This is a genomic window from Salmonella sp. K21076 (genome assembly GCF_039650795.1).
Taxonomy (GTDB): Bacteria; Pseudomonadota; Gammaproteobacteria; order Enterobacterales; family Enterobacteriaceae; genus Salmonella; species Salmonella enterica.
Genome location: NZ_JBCLYA010000047.1, coordinates 19255 through 40874, shown reverse-complemented (window position 1 = coordinate 40874; position 21620 = coordinate 19255). Strand labels below are relative to the sequence as shown.

16 protein-coding genes and 1 pseudogene are annotated in these 21620 nt (G+C 53.8%); 10 read left to right on the top strand and 7 right to left on the bottom strand.

The window, feature by feature from the left end:
- The first annotated feature begins 48 nt into the window (after window positions 1-48).
- From damX to trpS, 5 genes are all read left to right on the top strand, one after another.
- Window positions 49-1326, top strand: coding sequence for a cell division protein DamX (gene damX / locus AAYN39_RS15145; RefSeq protein ID WP_000343137.1), 1278 nt, complete (start codon window positions 49-51; stop codon window positions 1324-1326).
- 180 nt (window positions 1327-1506) lie between these two features.
- Window positions 1507-2343, top strand: coding sequence for an adenine-specific DNA-methyltransferase (gene dam, locus AAYN39_RS15140; protein ID WP_000742132.1), 837 nt, complete (start codon window positions 1507-1509; stop codon window positions 2341-2343).
- 17 nt (window positions 2344-2360) lie between these two features.
- Window positions 2361-3038: a ribulose-phosphate 3-epimerase gene (gene rpe, locus AAYN39_RS15135; protein ID WP_000816285.1), complete on the top strand. Its 678-nt coding sequence runs from the start codon at window positions 2361-2363 to the stop codon at window positions 3036-3038.
- Entirely contained in the window at window positions 3031-3789 is a 759-nt protein-coding gene (gene gph / locus AAYN39_RS15130; RefSeq protein ID WP_001038043.1) for a phosphoglycolate phosphatase, read from the top strand. The genes rpe and gph overlap by 8 nt, the downstream gene beginning before the upstream one ends.
- Entirely contained in the window at window positions 3782-4786 is a 1005-nt protein-coding gene (trpS, locus tag AAYN39_RS15125) for a tryptophan--tRNA ligase (RefSeq protein WP_000165562.1), read from the top strand. Before gph ends, trpS begins: the two co-directional genes overlap by 8 nt.
- 143 nt (window positions 4787-4929) lie before the next feature.
- Here trpS and AAYN39_RS15120 read toward each other — a convergent pair whose 3' ends face one another.
- From AAYN39_RS15120 to tsgA, 7 genes and pseudogenes are all read right to left on the bottom strand, one after another.
- A complete protein-coding gene (locus tag AAYN39_RS15120) occupies window positions 4930-5100 on the bottom strand; it encodes a YhfL family protein (RefSeq protein ID WP_000472323.1) in 171 nt (56 codons plus the stop codon).
- Between the two features lie 193 nt (window positions 5101-5293).
- Window positions 5294-10893: pseudogene (locus tag AAYN39_RS15115) on the bottom strand (autotransporter adhesin BigA).
- 335 nt (window positions 10894-11228) lie between these two features.
- The gene (gene cysG, locus AAYN39_RS15110; protein WP_000349908.1) at window positions 11229-12602 is read right to left on the bottom strand and encodes a siroheme synthase CysG; all 1374 of its coding nucleotides are present in this window, start codon (window positions 12600-12602) and stop codon (window positions 11229-11231) included.
- An 11-nt stretch (window positions 12603-12613) separates the two neighbouring features.
- Window positions 12614-13423 (bottom strand): nitrite transporter NirC, encoded by an 810-nt coding sequence (gene nirC, locus AAYN39_RS15105; protein WP_000493575.1) that lies wholly within the window; start codon window positions 13421-13423, stop codon window positions 12614-12616.
- Window positions 13424-13604: 181 nt separating this feature from the next.
- Window positions 13605-13931, bottom strand: a complete 327-nt coding sequence (gene nirD, locus AAYN39_RS15100) for a nitrite reductase small subunit NirD (RefSeq protein WP_000084814.1) — start codon at window positions 13929-13931, stop codon at window positions 13605-13607.
- Window positions 13928-16471 carry an NADPH-nitrite reductase large subunit gene (gene nirB / locus AAYN39_RS15095; RefSeq protein ID WP_000049259.1) on the bottom strand — a complete coding sequence of 848 codons (2544 nt, stop codon included), beginning with the start codon at window positions 16469-16471 and terminating at the stop codon, window positions 13928-13930. The genes nirD and nirB overlap by 4 nt, the downstream gene beginning before the upstream one ends.
- A 316-nt stretch (window positions 16472-16787) precedes the next feature.
- Window positions 16788-17969 carry an MFS transporter TsgA gene (gene tsgA, locus AAYN39_RS15090; protein ID WP_000185273.1) on the bottom strand — a complete coding sequence of 394 codons (1182 nt, stop codon included), beginning with the start codon at window positions 17967-17969 and terminating at the stop codon, window positions 16788-16790.
- Window positions 17970-18245: 276 nt separating this feature from the next.
- Between tsgA and ppiA the strand changes: the two genes are divergently transcribed.
- From ppiA to AAYN39_RS15065, 5 genes are all read left to right on the top strand, one after another.
- Window positions 18246-18818: a peptidylprolyl isomerase A gene (gene ppiA / locus AAYN39_RS15085; RefSeq protein WP_000920482.1), complete on the top strand. Its 573-nt coding sequence runs from the start codon at window positions 18246-18248 to the stop codon at window positions 18816-18818.
- A 108-nt stretch (window positions 18819-18926) separates the two neighbouring features.
- The gene (locus tag AAYN39_RS15080; RefSeq protein WP_001519136.1) at window positions 18927-19094 is read left to right on the top strand and encodes a YhfG family protein; all 168 of its coding nucleotides are present in this window, start codon (window positions 18927-18929) and stop codon (window positions 19092-19094) included.
- Complete coding sequence (locus tag AAYN39_RS15075; RefSeq protein ID WP_001280679.1) at window positions 19084-19686, top strand: putative adenosine monophosphate-protein transferase Fic; 603 nt, start codon at window positions 19084-19086, stop codon at window positions 19684-19686. Before AAYN39_RS15080 ends, AAYN39_RS15075 begins: the two co-directional genes overlap by 11 nt.
- 31 nt (window positions 19687-19717) lie before the next feature.
- A complete protein-coding gene (gene pabA / locus AAYN39_RS15070) occupies window positions 19718-20281 on the top strand; it encodes an aminodeoxychorismate synthase component 2 (protein ID WP_000601879.1) in 564 nt (187 codons plus the stop codon).
- A gap of 85 nt (window positions 20282-20366) precedes the next feature.
- Window positions 20367-21584 (top strand): aspartate aminotransferase family protein, encoded by a 1218-nt coding sequence (locus tag AAYN39_RS15065; RefSeq protein WP_000190017.1) that lies wholly within the window; start codon window positions 20367-20369, stop codon window positions 21582-21584.
- The last annotated feature ends 36 nt before the right edge of the window (window positions 21585-21620 follow it).

Genomic DNA, 21620 nt, shown 5'->3' with positions numbered 1-21620 from the left:
CAGGTTATGTGCAATGTCGTAAGCATTAACCTTTGAGTGGGGTGTTAAATGGATGAATTCAAACCAGAAGACGAGCTGAAACCCGATCCCAGCGATCGTCGTACTGGTCGTTCTCGTCAATCTTCAGAACGCGATAATGAGCCGCAGATCAACTTTGATGACGTTGATCTGGATGCCGACGATCGCCGTCCGACGCGTACGCGTAAAGCGCGTAGTGAAGAACCTGAAGTTGAAGAAGAGTACGAATCCGATGAAGACGATACGGTGGACGAAGAGCGTGTTGAACGCCGTCCACGTAAGCGTAAAAAAGCGGCCCATAAGCCAGCCTCTCGTCAGTACATGATGATGGGCGTTGGCGTACTGGTGCTGCTGCTGTTGATTATCGGTATCGGCTCCGCGCTGAAAGCCCCCTCAACGTCTTCCAGCGAGCCGTCGGCCTCTGGCGAAAAGAGTATCGATCTTTCCGGTAACGCCGCCGATCAGGCGAATGCGACCCAGCCTGCGCCGGGCGCCACCTCCGCAGAACAAACCGCGGGCAATACGTCGCAGGATATTTCGTTGCCGCCGATTTCTTCAACGCCGATGCAGGGACAGTCGCCTGTGGTCGCTGACGGTCAGCAGCGCGTGGAAGTGCAGGGCGATCTGAATAATGCGCTGACGCAGAATCCAGAGCAGATGAACAATGTTGCGGTGAACTCTACGTTGCCGACAGAGCCTGCAACCGTCGCGCCAGTTCGCAATGGCAGCACGACGCGTCAGGCGGCGGTTAGCGAACCTGCCGAGCGTCATACCACGCGTCCGGAACGTAAACAGGCCGTCATTGAACTTAAGAAACCGCAGACCACGGCGAAAACCACCACTGCGGAACCGAAGAAACCGGTCGCGCCAGTGAAACGCACGGAACCGGCAGCGCCAGCCGCGACGCCGAAAGCGACCACCACGACGGCTGCGCCGCAAGCGACGGCAAGCGCTGCGCCGGTACAAACCGCGAAGCCGGCGCAAGCCTCGACGACGCCTGTCGCAGGCGGCGGGAAAAGCGCCGGCAACGTTGGCGCATTAAAGAGCGCGCCATCCAGCCACTACACATTGCAGCTCAGTAGTTCTTCAAATTACGACAACCTGAACGGTTGGGCGAAGAAAGAGAACCTGAAAAATTATGTGGTATACGAGACGACGCGTAATGGACAACCGTGGTATGTGCTGGTAACGGGGATGTATGCTTCGAAAGAAGATGCTAAACGTGCGGTGTCCACCTTACCTGCCGATGTGCAGGCGAAAAACCCGTGGGCAAAACCGTTGCATCAGGTTCAGGCCGATCTGAAATAATCCAGGCTGTGTCCTGCAATTGCCTGTGAGTGTCGCTGACAGCTATTTTTTTTCAGGACAGGCGCGAGGGGCGCATTTGCTACCGTCAAATGCGCCGTAAAGCAACGCGGCACAGCCTAAAGCGCAGGATGCTGTCGGAGCTTTCTCCACAGCCGGAGAAGGTGTAATTAGTTAGTCAGCATGAAAAAAAATCGCGCTTTTTTGAAGTGGGCAGGGGGAAAATACCCTCTGCTTGATGATATCAAACGACATTTGCCAAAAGGCGAGTGCCTTGTCGAACCTTTTGTGGGTGCCGGATCGGTGTTTCTTAACACCGACTTTTCTCGTTATATCCTCGCCGATATCAACAGCGACCTTATTAGCCTCTATAACATCGTGAAGTTACGTACTGACGAGTATGTACAGGCTTCGCGCGAGCTGTTTATGCCTGAAACTAACCAGGCTGAGGTCTATTACCAACTCCGTGAGGAGTTCAACACCTGCCAGGACCCCTTTCGTCGGGCGGTACTGTTTTTATATCTGAACCGCTACGGTTATAACGGACTCTGCCGCTATAACTTGCGCGGGGAATTTAATGTACCGTTTGGTCGTTATAAAAGACCTTACTTCCCGGAAGCGGAGTTGTACCACTTTGCAGAAAAAGCGCAGAATGCGTTCTTTTACTGTGAGTCATACGCAGACAGTATGGCGCGTGCGGACAAGTCGTCGGTGGTCTATTGCGATCCGCCTTATGCGCCGTTGTCCGCCACGGCTAACTTCACAGCGTATCACACCAATAGTTTTAGCCTGACGCAACAAGCGCATCTGGCGGAAATCGCTGAGAATCTGGTCAGTAACCGGATACCGGTGCTCATTTCCAACCATGATACGGCGCTCACACGCGAGTGGTATCAACTCGCAAAATTGCATGTCGTCAAAGTTAGACGCAGTATAAGCAGCAACGGCGGCACACGTAAAAAGGTGGACGAACTGCTGGCTCTGTACCAACCAGGAGTCGCAACGCCTGCAAGAAAATAATTCTCAAGGAGAAGCGGATGAAACAGTATTTGATTGCCCCCTCAATTCTGTCGGCTGATTTTGCTCGCCTGGGTGAAGACACCGCCAAAGCGCTGGCTGCCGGTGCTGATGTTGTACACTTTGACGTCATGGATAATCACTATGTGCCGAACCTGACTATCGGCCCGATGGTGCTGAAATCCCTGCGTCAGTACGGTATTACCGCGCCTATTGATGTCCACCTGATGGTCAAGCCGGTTGACCGTATCGTGCCCGACTTTGCCGCCGCTGGCGCGAGCATCATTACCTTTCACCCGGAAGCCTCCGAACATGTTGACCGCACGCTACAGCTGATTAAAGAGCACGGCTGTAAAGCGGGGCTGGTATTCAACCCGGCAACGTCGCTCAGTTATCTCGATTACGTCATGGACAAACTGGATGTGATCCTGCTGATGTCCGTGAACCCAGGCTTCGGCGGCCAGTCTTTTATTCCGCAGACGCTGGATAAACTGCGCGAAGTGCGTCGCCGCATTGATGCGTCCGGTTACGACATTCGCCTGGAAGTGGACGGCGGCGTGAAGGTGAACAATATCGGCGAGATCGCCGCAGCTGGTGCGGACATGTTTGTTGCGGGGTCGGCAATTTTCGATAAACCCGACTACAAAAAAGTGATTGATGAAATGCGCAGTGAGCTGGCAAAGGTAAGTCATGAATAAGTTGCAGAATATTCGGGGCGTCGCCTTTGATCTTGACGGTACGCTGGTGGATAGCGCGCCGGGTCTTGCCGCGGCGGTGGATATGGTGCTGTATGCGCTGGAACTGCCGGTCGCGGGCGAGGAGCGCGTGATTACCTGGATTGGTAACGGCGCAGACGTATTGATGGAACGCGCGCTGACCTGGGCTAGCCAAGAGCGCGCCACGCTGCGTAAGACTATGGGGAAACCGCCCGTTGATGAAGATATTCCTGCCGAGGAACAGGTACGCATTCTGCGTAAACTGTTCGACAGGTATTATGGCGAAGTGGCGGAAGAGGGCACCTTTTTATTTCCGCATGTCGCCGACACGCTGGGCGCGCTGCACGCCAGCGGATTGTCATTAGGTCTGGTGACGAATAAGCCGACGCCGTTCGTCGCGCCGTTGCTGGAATCGCTTGATATCGCCAAATACTTTAGCGTGGTTATCGGCGGCGATGATGTGCAAAATAAGAAGCCGCATCCAGAGCCGTTGTTGCTGGTGGCAAGCCGACTGGGCATGACGCCGGAGCAGATGCTTTTTGTCGGCGATTCGCGTAATGATATTCAGGCCGCAAAAGCGGCGGGCTGCCCTTCGGTTGGCCTGACATACGGCTACAATTATGGCGAAGTGATCGCCCTTAGCGAGCCGGACGTCATTTATGACAGTTTTAACGATCTTTTGCCCGCACTTGGGCTTCCGCATAGCGATAACCAGGAAATAAAAAATGACTAAGCCCATCGTTTTTAGTGGCGCACAGCCCTCAGGTGAATTGACCATTGGCAACTATATGGGGGCATTGCGTCAGTGGGTAAACATGCAGGATGACTATCATTGCATCTACTGCATCGTAGACCAACATGCTATTACCGTACGTCAGGACGCGCAGCAGCTACGTAAAGCGACGCTGGATACGCTGGCGCTGTACTTGGCATGTGGTATTGATCCTGAAAAGAGCACTATTTTCGTTCAGTCCCATGTGCCGGAACATGCGCAGCTTGGCTGGGCGCTGAACTGCTATACCTATTTCGGCGAGCTGAGCCGTATGACGCAGTTTAAAGATAAATCTGCGCGCTATGCGGAAAATATTAACGCCGGCCTGTTTGATTACCCGGTGCTGATGGCGGCAGACATCCTGCTGTACCAAACCAATCTGGTGCCGGTAGGCGAAGATCAGAAGCAGCATCTGGAACTGAGCCGCGATATCGCCCAGCGTTTCAACGGGCTGTATGGCGATATTTTCAAAGTACCGGAACCGTTTATTCCAAAATCCGGTGCGCGCGTGATGTCGTTGCTGGAGCCGACGAAGAAAATGTCCAAATCGGACGATAACCGTAATAACGTAATCGGCCTGTTGGAAGATCCGAAATCGGTAGTGAAGAAAATCAAACGAGCGGTCACTGACTCCGACGAGCCGCCGGTAGTGCGTTATGATGTGAAAGAGAAAGCGGGTGTCTCTAACCTGCTGGATATCCTTTCCGCCGTGACCGGTCAGAGCATTCCTGAGCTGGAAAAACAGTTTGAAGGTAAAATGTATGGCCATTTGAAAGGCGAAGTGGCGGAGGCGGTTTCCGGAATGCTGTCTGAGTTGCAGGAGCGCTATCACCGTTTCCGCAACGACGAAGCGTTCTTGCAGAAGGTGATGAAAGACGGGGCGGAAAAAGCCAGCGCACGTGCGGCCGAAACGCTGAAAGCCGTTTACGAAGCCATTGGCTTTGTGGCGAAACCGTAACGGTAATTGCTTGCCCGATGGCGCTAGCTTATCGGGCCTACCAACGAACGTAAGTTGGACAAGGCACCTGTGCCATACTGTTTATCAGACCTGTAAAAAAACCGGGAAATCCCGGTTTTTTTGTATCTGCGCAGTCGTTTCTATTATTGATCGGCAGCCGGGCCGCAACCGCCAATAATTTTAGAAATAGAAATTGCAGGGTGCAGCAAATAATCGTAGCTGCAGTTATTTTTTTTGTTTTCGATATGACCAGTACAGGCGGTAAGCGTCGCCAGAACCCCTGCCACAACGGCAATTTTTACAAATTTAAACATGTCAAAATCCTTGTTGATAAAACGAATACTACTGGTGGAATAAATATAAGATCTATTTAGCGTATAGTACGATAGCAATTAATAAACAATGCAGGTAGTCCAAATAAGGACTTTATCTTTACCAGGGAATATGATTTAAAAAAGGCCGCTTAATAATAAGCGGCCTATATTAGTGTTATATAATGTCGTTTATTTAACGAAATGTTTTCTTAACGTTAAGCATAAAGCCTTTATCGCTGATACCGTCTTCCTTCCACTGGTATGCATCCAGATGTAGCGCGGTATCATTGCTGCTATATTTCACGCCGATGGTTGCCAGGCCATTAATGCCGCCGCCTTTTTGACCGTCATCCACGCCGAACGATTGACCCGCCGCACCCTGTAATGACGCTGTACGCTGGCTCTTGCTGTAGCTCAGGTTCGGGCCGCCTTCCAGGGTAGCGGTGGCGCTCCAGCCGTCTTTCCCGGCGTAATCCAGCTTCATACCCACAATGGAATCCACCGCTGTTTCGCTGCCAGAGTTCATCGACAGGTTAAAATCGCCAGCGTTGCGCTCTTTGTAGCCATCTTCCATGGTATGACGGAATTTCACCCCGGCATACGGCGTCACTTTCAGCGCATCGTCCATCAGGGAGAAGGTTTTCGCCCCCTCGCTACGGAACTCCATGTACTGCTGACGCGCATCGGAATCGGCAATTTTGTTAACATCGCCATAGGCGACAGAACGGCTGCTGTCGAGGTTGTGTACGTCATAACGCAGGCTGTTATTCCACGCCAGACCTTCATCAAACGCCATGCTGTGCTTCAGACCAAAGAACTGGCTGTAGCCGCCGGTCAGGCCGTTGTCGCCCGCTTTTTGCGAACCATCGCCGTCCAGACGGGCGATACCGTATTCCAGCGTCAGGTTCTGGTTTGCGGTTAAGTCCAGTTTCTGACGCAGCGCCAGCATGTCGTACTGGGTGTCGTTGCCCAGCTCGGCGCGCGGGTCGCCTTTCGCCACCACGTTAAACGCCAGGCCGTCTTTAATCTGCGGCGCGGCGTCGGCCAGCATGTTGAAGCGGTTGCTTAACACCCGGGCTTCACGGAATACCGTAGTGGCCTGGCTGCCGCTTACCTGTTTCAGCGCACTGTTGAGTTCGGCGGTGGTGCCTACGTTAAGGCTGGTGTACAGCTCGTTGTTGGTGTAGCCAGCGTCCAGCGCCTGCGCCACGTCAGACACGCTACCGTCGGTTGCCACATCGGCGTAGGCGTTTTTGGTCATGGTGACGTCAACGTTGCCGTCGCTGTCCTGACTGCCCTGGGCGTTCCACACCACGCTGGTGGACTGGATAGCGGAAGCGTCGGTGAGGTTGCTGCCCTCCACCACGTTGTCAAAGCTGACGGTGGTGTCGGCGGTGCCTGCGGTGAAGCCGGTATTGATACCCACGCCTTCCATGCTGGCGTTGCTGACCTTAAGCTGGCCTGCGCTGCCGTCGGCGTTCGTGCCAACCACGTAGCCGTTCAGGTTGTTGGACGCGCCGGACGTGTCGCCGGCGGCGAAGCCGGAGGTCGTGTTGCTGCCGGGTTCAACAGGCGTTTCCGGCAACGTATAGTCGGCATAATGCGCCTCGTCGCTGTTGCCGTTATTACCGTTTGTCCCTTCGACGTTAACGCTGTCACCCTGTTTAATAATACCGGAACCCGTTACGCCATCGGCAATGACTACCGTCCCGTTATTAACCACATGCCCCGCACCCGCCACGCTAAACGCGTAAGAGTTATTGGCGTAAATATTAATTGTACCGTTGTTCTCAATGACAGCATTAGCGGTAGCATTTTTATCCAGCGCCATCGCGACCATGCCTGTGTCGGTGGTGCCTTCTGTACCTAAATTGATCGTATTGTTATTGACCAGTTGTGCATTTTTGCCGCCATACATGCCGTAAGCGTTATTACCGCTGATATTCATGGTGCCGTCGTTGACCGCTACGTAATTGTTATAGGCGGAGAAATCGACGGCGCGGCCATTATCCGCATCGTAATTGATTACGCCGTTTGACTGGTTCCAGAAGAAAGCGTGTTTATCCGGGGCATTACCTGCGCCGCCCCCCGCATAAGCAAGCACCGCAGTAGTGGCATTTACCGTACCGTCATTGATAAATGCCGCTCCCGCGCCCCAATAGTTAATCGCGCCCTTATTGGAGGTTGCCGTAAGCTCCATCGTCCCGGTGTTGTACAGCGTTCCGTTATTCGCATTCAGGTGAATGACATTTTTGTTGTTATCAAGGATTAACGTACCGGTATTAAAGAATTGCGCGAAATCATTGATTTCCAGCATGGACGCATTTTTAGCGTCAGTCGCGGAGCCAAGATAGAACGTACCGTCGTTAATGATTGCACTGTTAGCGCCAGTCACTTTTGCGCCGGAAGCCATGGTGCCATCCGTGCGTTAGTTAATACGCCGTTGGTCGTCAGGCTACGGCTGTCAATGGTGCCATTATTAACGATATCGCCGCCATTTTGCGTCAGCGCACCGTTTATGACGCCGTCATTGACAAGGTTGCCGGATACCGTGGTGTTGCTATTGATAACGCCGCTGTCGTTGTTGGTCAGCGTGCCGCTATCCAGGACGGTAATGGACTCGCCGCTGACCACTCCGGTATTATTAACGTCTCCTGTCACAATCGCTTTATTACCAAGCGTTGTACTTGTTCCGGCATCGGCAATCGTAGCGCCGTCTGTGTAAGGGATAGAAACGTCACTGTTTGTTGGATTGTACTCGTCGCTGTCCTGGCAATCGTCGCCAAAACAGACGGTGCCGTAGTTAACAATCAGGCTATTGCCGTCGGTCAGGAAAGGCTTGCCGTAATCGGCATAAATATTGATTTTGCCTGTGGTATCGTTGACAACGGTTCCGCCGTTGAGCGCCGCCATGCCTACCAGTTGATTCGGGTCGGTCCCTTCAACGCCCGCATCAGCGGTTAGATTAATTACCCCCTGGTTAATGGCGGTACCGCCGTTAAGCGCCATCATGCCGAACCCGGCGTTATTGACGTTAATGGTGCCGGTGTTGGTGGCGGTGGCATCGCCATAACCGCTGTCGGTGGTGCCTGCGACCATCGCGGCGCTGGTGACATAAAGTTTCGGTGGCGTCCAGTAAGTTTTGTCGGTGATGTTATTTTCATCATCCAGCGTCGGGACAAAGCCGTCCAGGTAGATATCACCAGCGTTGAGCGCCGTGCCTTTGCTGGCGGATACGCCGTATACCCCTGCGCCCTGCAAATATATGGTGGCGCCGGCGTCGTTACTCACCTCGCCGTAGTCCTCTGCCAGCATGGCGTACAGGGTATTTTTGTACCAGATTAGTGGGAAGTTGCCCGCGCCGGTATTTGAAAACGGAGTTAATGATGAAACTAAGGTGATTGTCCCTTCCGCTTCATTATTAACGGTGGAACCCTGGCCGTTAGCCGCGGCTATCGCATTACGGCTGGACGTCCCTGTTGTGGCATACGCGGTAATCTTGCCGCTGTTTTGTGCCTGTGCGCCGCTATCCGCCAGTAATAAAGCGACGGCGCCATCGTCAACGACAGTGCCCTGATTATTGATTGAGGAGCCCTCGCCGCTGGCGGTTAACAGGGCCTGCGTCATGTAATAATTAGAAAGAATAACCGTTTCATTGATATTAACCGTTGAGTTTTGATCTAACGTTAAGTTGCCGCCATTTCTCACATTCGCCAGCGTCACCGCGCCGCCGGGGACGGTGGCAATATTGAGCGTGGATTCACCGCTTAGCGTTACGCTACTGTCTCCGCTGATGTTTATACTGGTAACGGCTGATTCGAGGCCGTCAGCATCTTCGGTGTAGTTGATATTAATACCGCCGGCTAAGTCCACGGTATTGCCATCACCTGCCACATCAAGGCCAACGGTATTCAGATATTGTTCGTCCACGTTACTCATATCGCTGACGTTAATATTGAGCGTGCCGCTCAGGTCCACCGCATTATTGCTGCCGCTGATAGACATCCCCATAAGGGTATCGCTGCTGCCGGCCATCACGCTGTCTTTGTCATAGTCGCCGTTGACCGTGACGCTGCCGATAATATTCAGCGTGTTGTTATTCCCCGTCATGTCGAGGCCCGTCGCGCCACGATAAACGTTATCCCCGTCCTCTGTTGCGGTGACATTAATATCGCCATCCAGCGTCGCTTGCGACGCATTGCCGCTTACCAGCGCGCCGGTGCCGTTAAGGCTGATGTTAATATTCCCCTTGTTTTTGAAGGTGTTTTGTTCGCCTGCGACCACAAACCCCACTGAGTCTACATCACGCACGGTGGCGTTGCCGGTATTTTTGGCTTCATTTCCGGCGCCGTAGGTGATGATGCCCATCGCGCCGTCGGTGACCAGCAGATCGCCCGCCTGGGTCAGGCTGCTATTGTCGCCATTAATAATCGCCGCCGCAGAGCCTGCGCCATCAACGGCGATATCGCCGGTATTGGCGATACGGGCGTCGTCGCCGTCAATTCGCGTACCAATGGCGCCGCCGGAAATAGTCTGATTACCTTCATTGATAATGAGCGCATTGTCGCCGTCGATATACAGCGCCGTTGAGCCCGTGCCGCTGACGGTGGTGTCCCCGGCGTTATCGATAACCGCGTTATCGCCGGTGATGTGAGCACCGGTGCCGCCATCGGTGATGGTCATATCACCGTCATTGTTGACGCGGGCGTTATTGCCGTCAATGACGGTGCCGGTGGAGCCTGTGCCGTTGATGGTGGAGGTACCAGTATTCTTAATCGTGGCGTTGTCGCCGTCGATGATGATGGCGGTGCCGCCGCCGCTCACGGCAATGTCACCGGCGAAATTGGTGGTGGTTCCGTTGCCGGAAATCAGCGCGCCGGTGGCGTTGTCCACCGTTGAGTGGCCCGAAATGGTGTTGGTGGTGCCATCGCCAGTGATCACCATGCCGATGGCGCCGTCGGTCACACTGGAACCCCCGGTGAGCGTGTTGACGGTTCGATTGCCGGAAATAATCACGCCGGTGCGATCCTGGCCGCTGATATCCATGCCGCGATCGGAGGTATGCGATTCGCCGTCGCCGCTGATAACGGTGGTTTTATCGTCGGCAAGGATCAGATAGCCCCGGCTGTCATACTTCCAGTAGAGACCATTTTCCTGGGTGCCTTCAATCACGGCGGCATTAGCGTCGGTCACGTCCCAACCGGTGACGTTCAGCGTTTTGCCGCCCAGGGGGGTGAGCTGCCACTGGTTGTTCTGTTCTGAATAATTCCACACGGCACCCTCGAGAACGCTGCCGCTATCCAGTTTGAAGCTATCGAAGGCCAGGGTGTCTTTGCCTTTATCGATGGTGACGCCGTTGCTGAAGGTTATAACAGAGTCATCCGGGGGCGTGTCGTCGTCATCGGGCGGGGTCACATCGTCATCGCCGCTATCGTCGGGCGGGGTTACATCGTCATCGCCGCTATCGTCGGGCGGGGTGACATTGCCGCCATCGTCGGGCGTAGGGGGAATATAAGAATGAGTAGAATCTCCGCCACCGTTATTTTCAACGCCAATAACCACACCCGCGACCAATGCGGCAACGCCGCCAGCAACCCAGCCCCAGTGATTATCATTTTCAGGTAATGTAGCAAGGCAGGTCGGTGAGAGTTTTGCGCGTTTTTCTTTAGGCAGGGAGGCGATATTACTGGGACATTCTTTTTCATCATCGTTATTCTCTGCGGCGATGGCCGGAATGTAATAACTTTGCAGCGTTAAAGCGATAGCGATAGAAATAAGTTTTTTCTTTTGCATAGAGTTCATCCTTAATTAATATTTCCTTGCGTACTAAACATATGCGGATAGCGATACAGGCAATGATGAAATGGCCAGAAGAAAATTATGATTTAGTGTTTATTTTATCACCCGATAACCAGGTCAGGTCAAATTGAAGGCTTAACGATATTATTTATTGGGTGAATGAATAACGGGTGAATTTGACGAATGAAAGGGTTTTTACGCAATATAATTGCTATTTAAATTCGTTTGGTGTATTTAAAATGGATTGCTTAATTCAATTTTAAGTAAAAATAATTTTAGATTACGAGTAGTTGTAAAATAAAGCCCTGAATAACAGGGCTTTATTTTAATTAATGATTAGAGAACCAATTTAATTTATCGCGTAAGGCTACCACGCGACCAACGATAATCAGCGCCGGGCTTTCAACCTGTTGCGCTAATTCACCAAGCTGCGTCAGCACACCGTGAACGACGCGTTGCTTTACGGAGGTACCGTTTTCCACCAGCGCAACCGGCATATTGGCCTCCATACCGAATGCGATCAGTTTTTCCTGGATAGTCGCTGCCTGATTCAGCCCCATGTAGAACACCAGCGTCTGTTTTTCTGCCGCCAGGTTTTCCCAGTCCAGCTCGCCGCCGGTTTTCAGGTGACCCGTGACCAGACGTACGCTCTGTGCGTAATCGCGATGGGTTAGCGGAATACCGGAGTAGGCGGAGCAGCCGGAAGCCGCGGTAATCCCCGGTACTACTGAGAAAGGAATACCGGCATGACACAGCGTTTCCAGCTCTTCGCCGCCGCGACCAAAGATAAAGGGATCGCCGCCTTTCAGGCGTACCACGCGTTTACCTTTTTGCGCTTCACGCAGCAGGATCTGGTTGATTTCCTCCTGTGGGACGCAGTGGTAACCCGCGCGTTTCCCCACAAAGACCCGATCGGCATCGCGGCGTACCAGGTTCATAATGTCGTCGGAAACGAGGCGATCGTAAACCACGATATCCGCCTGTTGGATTTGTTGTAATCCTTTCAGCGTAAGCAGCCCGGCATCGCCCGGCCCGGCGCCGACCAGCACGACTTCGCCACGGTGATCCAGCGGCTCGCTAAACAGGTGTTCAGTTGTCGCGTTAACCGCTTTCTCATCGGCATTCGCCAGCGACTGCGCCAGCCGGTCATTGACGAAAAATTTTTCCCAGAAGCGACGACGTTCGCCCATGGTGGCAAACTGCTTTTTCACTCGGGCGCGGAGCTGTCCGGCATAGCGCGCGACCTGCCCCAGATGCTGCGGCAGCAGCGATTCCAGTTTCTCGCGCAGCAGACGCGCCAGCACCGGGGAGGTGCCGCCGGAGGAGACGGCGACCATCAGCGGCGAGCGGTCGATAATGGAGGGCATGATAAAGCTGGCGGCTTTCGGCGCATCCACCACGTTGCAGAAGATACGGCGTGATTCCGCCGCTTCGCTGACGCGCTGGTTGACGGTATCGTCGTCAGTGGCCGCGATCGCCAGCCAACACGAGTCGAGAAGCGTTTCGTCGAACGGCCCCTCAACCAGAGTCAACATGCCTTCATTTACCCATACGGTGAACTGCGGAATAAATGTTAGCGCATTGACCGTTAAACGTGCGCCTGCTTCCAGCAGTAACCGTGCTTTGCGTTCTGCGACATCGCCACCGCCGACGATCAGACAGTCGCGGTCGCGCAATTGACAAAATATAGGCAAATGGTCCACGACATTACCCCTTAATGGTTGGCTGTAGCCTTAATTTGGTTGGTTTTTTGCGGAACAGGGCGCTCCGATTTCGGCGTAGCATACCAATAACCCAATCCCATGAACACGACGCCGGACAAAGTATTGCCCAGAGTGACCCATAACAGATTGTGTCCGATTCCGGACAGGGTATAGGCATCGCTGTGATGGCCAAACCAGGAGAGGGCGAACAGCGTCATATTCGCGACGGAGTGCTCGTAGCCGGAAGCGATAAACGCCAGCAGACACCACCAGATAGCAAGAAATTTTGCCGTGCCTTCGGTGCGGATCGCCATCCAGATTGCCAGACAAACCAGCCAGTTACACAGCGCGCCTTTGAAGAACAGTACCGTGGCGGGCGCGGTGGTTTTCGCCAGCGCGACTGAGTGAACGATACTGGTATCGACCGGCAACAAACTGCCGCCGCCCCAGCTGTAAAGCAGGGCGACAAACACGGAACCAACCAGGTTGCCGAGCCAGGTTTGCGGCAGGATAGCCCACATTTGACCGTGGCTGATGGTGCCCGCTTTGACGCCCAGCGTCAGGAACATGGTGTGGCCGGTAAACAGTTCGGAACCGGCGATGATGACCAGCGTTAAGGCGATACCGAAGGTGGCTCCCATCACCAAAGGACGCACGGACGGGTCGAGCAGATTGCCGAGGGTGAAAATAAGAATGATGCCGAGACCGACATAAGCCCCGGCCATTGCCGAACTGACCCAGAAGCCGAGCGGATTATTCGCCGACAGGCGTGCGATGCGCGCAGCGTTAGCCGCACACTTATTAATAGTGTCTGTAAACATTTGATTATCCTTGAAGTATAAAAAACAAAAAAATCGTAACCGTAGGCCGGATAAGGCGTTTATGCCGCCATCCGGCAATGTGCTTTTGCAATTGCCTGATGGCGCTACGCTTATCAGGCCTACCAATAAAAGACCTACAAATACGTCAAAAAAGGGGAGGCGTTGCGCCTCCCAAAAATAATTAACCGCGCAACTGCACCACGCCGTCTTTTACCCGCGCGTCGTAATGCTTCACAGAGAACTGCTCATCTTCCATGCACAGCCCGTCGCTTAAACGAAAGCGCTGCTTTTTCAACGGGCTGGCGACCCACAGTTCGCCCTGGTGTTCCGCAATCAGCCCACGAGACAGCACACTGGCCTCAAAGAACGGGTCGATGTTGCTGATCGCAAACACCTGATCGCTATGGTAAGGACGGAAAATCGCCACCTGCTCGCCGCCTGACAGCGCGCAGACGCCGGTTCCCGGCAGGATGTCATCAATTTTGCAGATGTTTTGCCACTGGCTCATGCGTTTTCCTCCACCAGAGTGACCGGGATGCGTTCATACGGCGTGGCCGGACGATGCTGTTCGCGTTCAGGCACAACCTGGACATTTGGGTCGCGTTTGTCGCTGTTGATGAAGTGTTTGAAACGAACCTGCGCCGCTGGCGTGTTGACGGTCTCCGTCCACTCGCAGACCACCGCTGCGCGCAGGCGCGCCATCTCTTCTTCCAGATGTTCGTTCAGGCCCAGCTTATCGTCGATAATGACCGACTTCAGATATTCGATGCCGCCTTCCAGGTTATCCAGCCACGGCGCGGTACGCGTCAGCTTATCGGCGGTACGGATGTAGAACATCATAAAGCGGTCGAGGTACTTGATCAGCGTGTCGCGATCGAGATCGGCTGCCAGCAGATCCGCATGACGCGGTTTCATCCCGCCGTTACCGCAAACGTACAGGTTCCAGCCTTTCTCAGTGGCGATGATACCGACATCTTTACCCTGTGCTTCCGCACATTCACGGGTACAGCCGGAGACGCCGAATTTCATTTTGTGCGGGGTACGAATGCCTTTGTAGCGGTTTTCCAGCTCCACGCCGAAACCGACGCTGTCGCCCACGCCGTAGCGGCACCAGGTGCTGCCGACGCAGGTTTTCGCCATCCGCAGCGCTTTGGCGTACGCGTGACCGGTTTCGAAACCGGCTTCAATCAACTGACGCCAGATTTCCGGCAGATCGTCTTTTTGCGCGCCGAACAGACCGATACGCTGAGAACCGGTGATTTTGGTATAGAGGTTAAACTCGCGGGCGATACGACCCACGGCCACCAGACCTTCCGGCGTGATTTCACCACCCGCCGAGCGCGGGATCACCGAGTAGGTGCCGTCTTTCTGAATATTCGCTAGGAAGTTATCGTTAGTATCCTGTAGCGGCGTGTGCTGCGGTTTGAGGATGTATTCGTTCCAGCACGACGCCAGCAGCGAACCGACGGTTGGCTTACACACTTCGCAGCCGTAGCCTTTACCGTGTTTCGTCAGCAGTTCTTCAAAGGTTTTGATACCTTCCACGCGGATTAAGTGGAACAGTTCCTGACGAGAATAAGCAAAGTGCTCGCACAGGTTGTTGTTGACTTCAATACCCTGTTTCGCCAGTTCGGCGTTCAGTACCTGCGTCACCAGCGGGATGCAGCCGCCGCAGCCGGTTCCGGCTTTGGTTTCCGCTTTCAGCGCTGCCACGGTATGGCAGCCTTTATTGATAGCAGCGATCAGATCGCCTTTAGTCACATCGAAGCAGGAGCAGATCTGCGCGCTGTCCGGCAGTTTATCCACGCCGATAGCGGGTTTACCACTGCTCGCGTGCGACGGCAGGATCAGCGAATCCGGGTTTTCCGGCAGTTCGATGGCGTTCAGTACCAGTTGCAGCAAATTGCCGTAATCGCTGGTGTCGCCGACCAGTACTGCGCCGAGCAGCGTTTTGTTATCTTCGCTGACAATAAGACGTTTGTAGACTTCTTTGCTTTCATCGAGGTAAACGTAGCTACGCGCGCCCGGCGTGCGGCCATGCGCATCGCCAATCCCGCCGACGTCCACGCCCAGCAGCTTCAGTTTGGCGCTGAGATCCGCGCCTTCAAAGGCGTTTTCACTGCCGAGGATATGGTCAACGGCGACCTGGGCCATTTTATAGCCCGGTGCGACCAGACCGTAAACGCGGTTGTTCCAACTGGCGCACTCGCCGATAGCGTAGATATCCGGGTCGGACGTCTGGCAGGTGTCGTTAATCACGATCCCGCCGCGCTGCGCGACGGCCAGACCGCACTGGGTAGCCAGCTTGTCGCGGGGGCGAATACCGGTAGAGAAGACGATAAAATCGACTTCCAACTCGCTGCCATCGGCAAAACGCATAGTCTTACGCGCTTCGTTACCCTGCTGAACAATCTCTTGCGTGTTTTTACTGGTGTGTACACGCACGCCCATGCTTTCGATCTTGCGACGTAGCTGCTCGCCGCCCATTTGATCGAGTTGTTCCGCCATCAGCATTGGCGCAAATTCAATGACGTGCGTTTCCACGCCGAGGTTTTTCAGCGCGCCAGCGGCTTCCAGCCCCAGCAGACCGCCGCCGACCACCGCCCCGCGCTTGCTGCGGCGGGCGCAGGCTTCGATAGCGTTGAGGTCTTCAATGGTACGGTAAACGAAGCAATCCTGGGTTTCGGAGCCTTTAATCGGCGGAATCCACGGATAGGAACCGGTCGCCATGATCAGCTTGTCATAATAAACGGTACGACCCGCGCTGGAGTGAATCACTTTCTCCTGACGGTTAATGGTAATTGCGCGTTCGCCAACCAGTACCTTTACGCCGTGCTTCTCGTAAAATCCTTCACGCACCAGAGAGAGCTCTTCCGCGGTGTGGTGAGAGAAGTAGGATGACAGGTGGACACGGTCATAGGCTTTACGGGGTTCTTCACAGAACACGGTAATGTCGAACAGGCTAGCGTCGGATTTATCAAGGAGATCCTCAATAAAGCGGTGGCCGACCATACCATTACCGATAATAGCGAGTCTGACTTTGCTCATTTTTGCCTCGATTTCTTTTCTATTACCGCCTACCTTAACGATTCAGCAACCCCGCTTATTGATGTAAATCAAATTCACCTTTATATACCTCTTAATGGGTATATGGCTGATTTGTCTGGGTTTTTATAAGTGGCGGAATTGTCAGGCTTTTCAGGTTTGTACAAATAACATACAAAATGAGGGGTTTTTAGACCAACAAGCCTACCTCGTCAGGGGGGGATAGAGTGCCGGAGGGCGACGTCGCCTTATCCGGCCTACCAACAGCTTACGCTGTAGGCCGGATAAGACGCATCGCGTCGCCATCCGGCAATCATTATTAATGCGCCGCTGGCGAACTATGCTGGCGATGACGGGAGACAAAGCCGAGCGCAAAGCACATCACAAAGACCACCGCATACAGACCATTCGCGGTGAGTAACGCCGCCTGTGGGCCGCTGTGAGCCACAATCGGGCCGGTGACGACGAAGGTCAGCATCGTTCCGATGGTGCCGCAGGTCAGAATAAAGTTAACCAGCTTAGGCGAGGCCACTTTCGTTTGCTGCGATCCCAGCGTAATGATGGAGGTATAAATGGCGCTGGAGAAGAAGCCCAGCGTCAGAATAAACCACGGCATATGCGCCTGCGTGCCGGTAATAAACAGATACATCAGTATCGCCGCCATACCCGCCAGTACGGTCAGGATGCGTTGCAGATCGAAAAAGCGCAGGATAAAGCTGAACGCCCACATGCCAAACATATAGGACATCCAGAAATCACTCACCAGCGCCCCGGCGTCATTCAGGCTCATGCCGAGGCCTTTGGCGTATTCCGGCACCCAGGAGATAAAGCCCAATTGACCGAGGATATAGCACAGCGCGGCGACGGCCAGAAACAGTACGCCAATGCCCCATTTTTCTTTGACGACAGGCGCCTGAGAGTGCTGCGCATGTTTACCCAGCGCCGGAAATTCACAGCCGAAGGTCAGGATAAAAATCGCCAGGTAGACCAGGCCGATGCAGGCGTAGACCCAGTACCACTCAATACTACGCGCCAGCAGGAAGGCGGCGACCATAGGAAAAATCATCCCCGCCATGCTGAAGAAGGAGTCGGTAAACAGCAGTCGGGAACCGCGCTGACGCCCTTCATACAGTTGCGTAATCAGGAAGGTGCCAATCGACATGGTGATCCCGCTGACCAGCCCCAGCACAAACATCGCCGCTGAGAACAACGCCAGGCTATGGCTGAACATCAGCCCGGCCACCGCCAGTACCATCAGGATAAAACCAAAGCGTAGCTGTGTTTTCAGCGGGACGATTTCCATCAACCACGCATTGAGGAAGATCGAGATCAAAATCCCGGCATTCAGGAAAGTAAAGGTGTTACTCATGCTGGAAACGGGCAACTGAAAATAGTCTGCGATATTTCCCATCACCATCCCGGTGACAATCACCAGCGCCCCGGTCAGGGCGTAGGAAAGAAAGCTGATCCATGTGAGCTTGATGCGGTTGCTGTTAGTCATGTCTGGCCTTGAAGAGAAGTGAAGCGCGTGGAGGGCGCGTTAAGCGGGCAGATTTTAAGCGCTTTTGTGATGTATTTAAATAATTATTAGTGATAGTAATGTTCATTACATTTTTTAATGTGATGTTTGTCACATCATATTGCAAGGACAAGGCGTTGCGTCGTAACGTTACATTTGTTTCATGTACGTAAAATTAGGTAAAGGGCTGGCCTGGCCCAGGAAGGCTCTTTAGAATCATTCCACTTGCTTTATTTCTGCTCTCTTTAAGGAAATCTCATGCTCAAATCGACTCTGGCGGCTGTCGCAGCTGTTTTCGCTCTTTCTGCTCTTTCTCCCGTAGCGTTGGCAGCAAAAGGTGATCCTCATGTGCTGTTAACCACCTCCGCCGGGAATATTGAGCTGGAGCTGAACAGCCAGAAAGCGCCGGTTTCTGTGAAAAACTTTGTCGATTACGTCAACAGTGGTTTCTATAACAACACTACGTTTCACCGCGTTATTCCTGGCTTTATGATTCAGGGTGGTGGTTTTAACGAGCAGATGCAGCAGAAGAAACCGAATCCGCCTATTAAGAATGAAGCCGACAACGGTCTGCGTAATACTCGCGGCACGATCGCGATGGCTCGCACCGCAGATAAAGACAGCGCCACCAGCCAGTTCTTTATTAACGTCGCGGATAACGCTTTTCTCGACCACGGCCAGCGCGACTTTGGCTATGCGGTATTTGGTAAAGTGGTAAAAGGTATGGATGTCGCCGATAAAATCTCACAGGTACCGACGCACGATGTCGGGCCTTATCAGAATGTGCCGACAAAACCAGTCGTTATCCTTTCCGCGAAAGTCCTGCCATAAAACATGCCTGCGCGGGTGCGAGCCGCCCGCGTTTTCTCCCTGTCTCAGCGTAACCTGAAATTGCTGCTTATACTTGTGGTCAATCACAGGCATATTCAGGGAGGCCAGGTGAAGAAACTTACCGATAAACAAAAGTCACGCTTTTGGGAACAGCGGCGCAACGTTAACTTCCAGCAAAGCCGCCGTCTCGAAGGTATTGAGATCCCCTTAGTAACCCTGACCGCCGATGAAGCGCTGGCACGTCTTGACGAGCTTCGGAGGCACTATGAGCGATAAATTTGGCGAAGGGCGCGATCCGTACCTCTATCCGGGGCTGAATGTGATGCGTAATCGGCTGGGGATTCATCAGGCCCAGCGACTGGCGCAAGCGGCATACGAAATGACCGCGCTCCGCGCCGCTACGATTGAACTGGGGCCGCTGGTACGCGGCTTGCCTCATCTGTGCGCGATTCATCGCCAGCTCTATCAGGATATTTTCGACTGGGCAGGGCAACTGCGGGAGGTCGATATTTACCAGGGCGATACCCGTTTCTGCCACTTTGCCTATATCGAAAAAGAGGGCAATGCCCTGATGCAGGATCTGGAAGAAGAGGGCTACCTGGTTGGTCTGACGCACGAGAAGTTTGTCGAGCGGCTGGCGCATTACTACTGTGAAATTAATGTGCTTCATCCGTTTCGTTTGGGGAGCGGGCTGGCGCAGCGCATCTTCTTTGAACAACTGGCGCTACATGCAGGCTACGCGCTGAGTTGGCAAGGTATTGCGGTTGAAACATGGAATCAGGCGAACCAGAGCGGCGCGATGGGCGATCTCTCCGCTTTGCGGGCGATTTTTCAGAAAGCGATAAGCGAAGCTCGCGAAACTGAGTAAAATAGGGCGGTTCTACTGACCCGGAGCCGCCATGATCCTGCTTATCGATAACTATGATTCCTTTACCTGGAACCTCTACCAGTATTTTTGTGAACTGGGCGCGGAAGTGCAGGTTCGGCGCAATGATGCGCTGACGCTGGCGCACATTGACGCTTTGAACCCGCAAAAAATCGTTATCTCTCCTGGCCCCTGTACGCCAAATGACGCTGGCATTTCACTGGCGGTCATCCGCCATTATGCCGGACGTATTCCGATGCTGGGCGTTTGCCTGGGTCATCAGGCGATGGCGCAGGCCTTTGGCGCGTCGGTGGTGCGGGCAGCGAAAGTGATGCACGGTAAAACGTCACCTGTTACGCATAATGGACAGGGCGTGTTTCGGGGATTGCCCAGCCCGTTAACCGTGACACGTTACCACTCGCTGATTGTCGACCCTGCCACGTTGCCTGAGTGTTTTGAGATCACCGCCTGGAGCGAAACGCAGGAGATTATGGGCATTCGCCACCGCGAGTGGGATCTGGAAGGCGTGCAGTTCCACCCGGAAAGTATTCTCAGCGAACAAGGACACGCTCTGCTGGAAAATTTCCTCCGGCGTTGATTTGTGGTTGCTATTGAGTGATTTTTTATTCATATTTTGTGATTATAATTTCACTGGCATTTCTACTTAACCGGGTGGTAATGATATGGCAACTGAACAAACGGCTATTACGCGCGCAACTTTTGATGAGGTAATTCTGCCTGTTTATGCACCGGCGGACTTTATTCCGGTCAAAGGTAAAGGCAGCCGCGTATGGGATCAGCAGGGCAAAGAGTATATCGATTTCGCCGGCGGGATTGCAGTGACTGCGCTGGGCCATTGCCATCCGGCACTGGTCGAGGCGCTGAAATCCCAGGGGGAAACCTTGTGGCATACCAGTAACGTTTTTACCAATGAACCGGCGTTGTGTCTGGGACGTAAACTGATCGACGCCACGTTTGCCGAGCGCGTGCTGTTTATGAATTCCGGCACCGAAGCGAACGAAACCGCTTTTAAACTGGCGCGTCATTATGCCTGCGTGCGCCATAGCCCGTTCAAAACGAAAATCATTGCCTTCCAGAACGCCTTTCATGGCCGTTCCTTGTTTACCGTCTCTGTAGGCGGGCAGCCGAAATATTCCGACGGCTTTGGGCCGAAACCCGCCGATATTATTCACGTTCCCTTCAACGATCTTCATGCGGTGAAAGCGGTAATGGATGACCACACCTGCGCGGTGGTAGTCGAGCCGATTCAGGGTGAAGGCGGCGTGCAGGCGGCTACACCGGAATTCCTCAAAGGGTTACGCGACCTGTGTGACAAGCATCAGGCGTTGCTGGTGTTTGATGAAGTGCAGTGTGGGATGGGGCGCACCGGAGACCTGTTTGCCTATATGCACTACGGCGTCACGCCGGATATCCTCACCAGCGCCAAAGCGTTAGGCGGCGGTTTTCCGGTGAGCGCCATGCTGACCACGCAGGAGATCGCCTCGGCCTTCCATGTCGGTTCGCATGGTTCAACCTATGGCGGCAATCCGCTGGCCTGTGCGGTGGCTGGCGCGGCATTCGATATTATTAATACGCCAGAGGTACTACAAGGCATTCACACTAAGCGGCAACAGTTTGTGCAACATTTGCAGGCGATTGACGAGCAATTTGACATTTTCAGCGATATTCGCGGCATGGGGCTGCTGATTGGCGCGGAACTGAAGCCGAAGTACAAAGGTCGGGCGCGCGATTTTCTGTACGCAGGCGCGGAGGCCGGCGTGATGGTGCTCAATGCCGGAGCCGACGTGATGCGTTTTGCCCCGTCGCTGGTGGTGGAAGAGGCGGATATCAATGAAGGAATGCAGCGCTTTGCGCAGGCGGTAGGGAAGGTGGTGGCCTGATGGCGGATTGCCGGATAAGCGTAGCGCATCCGGCAG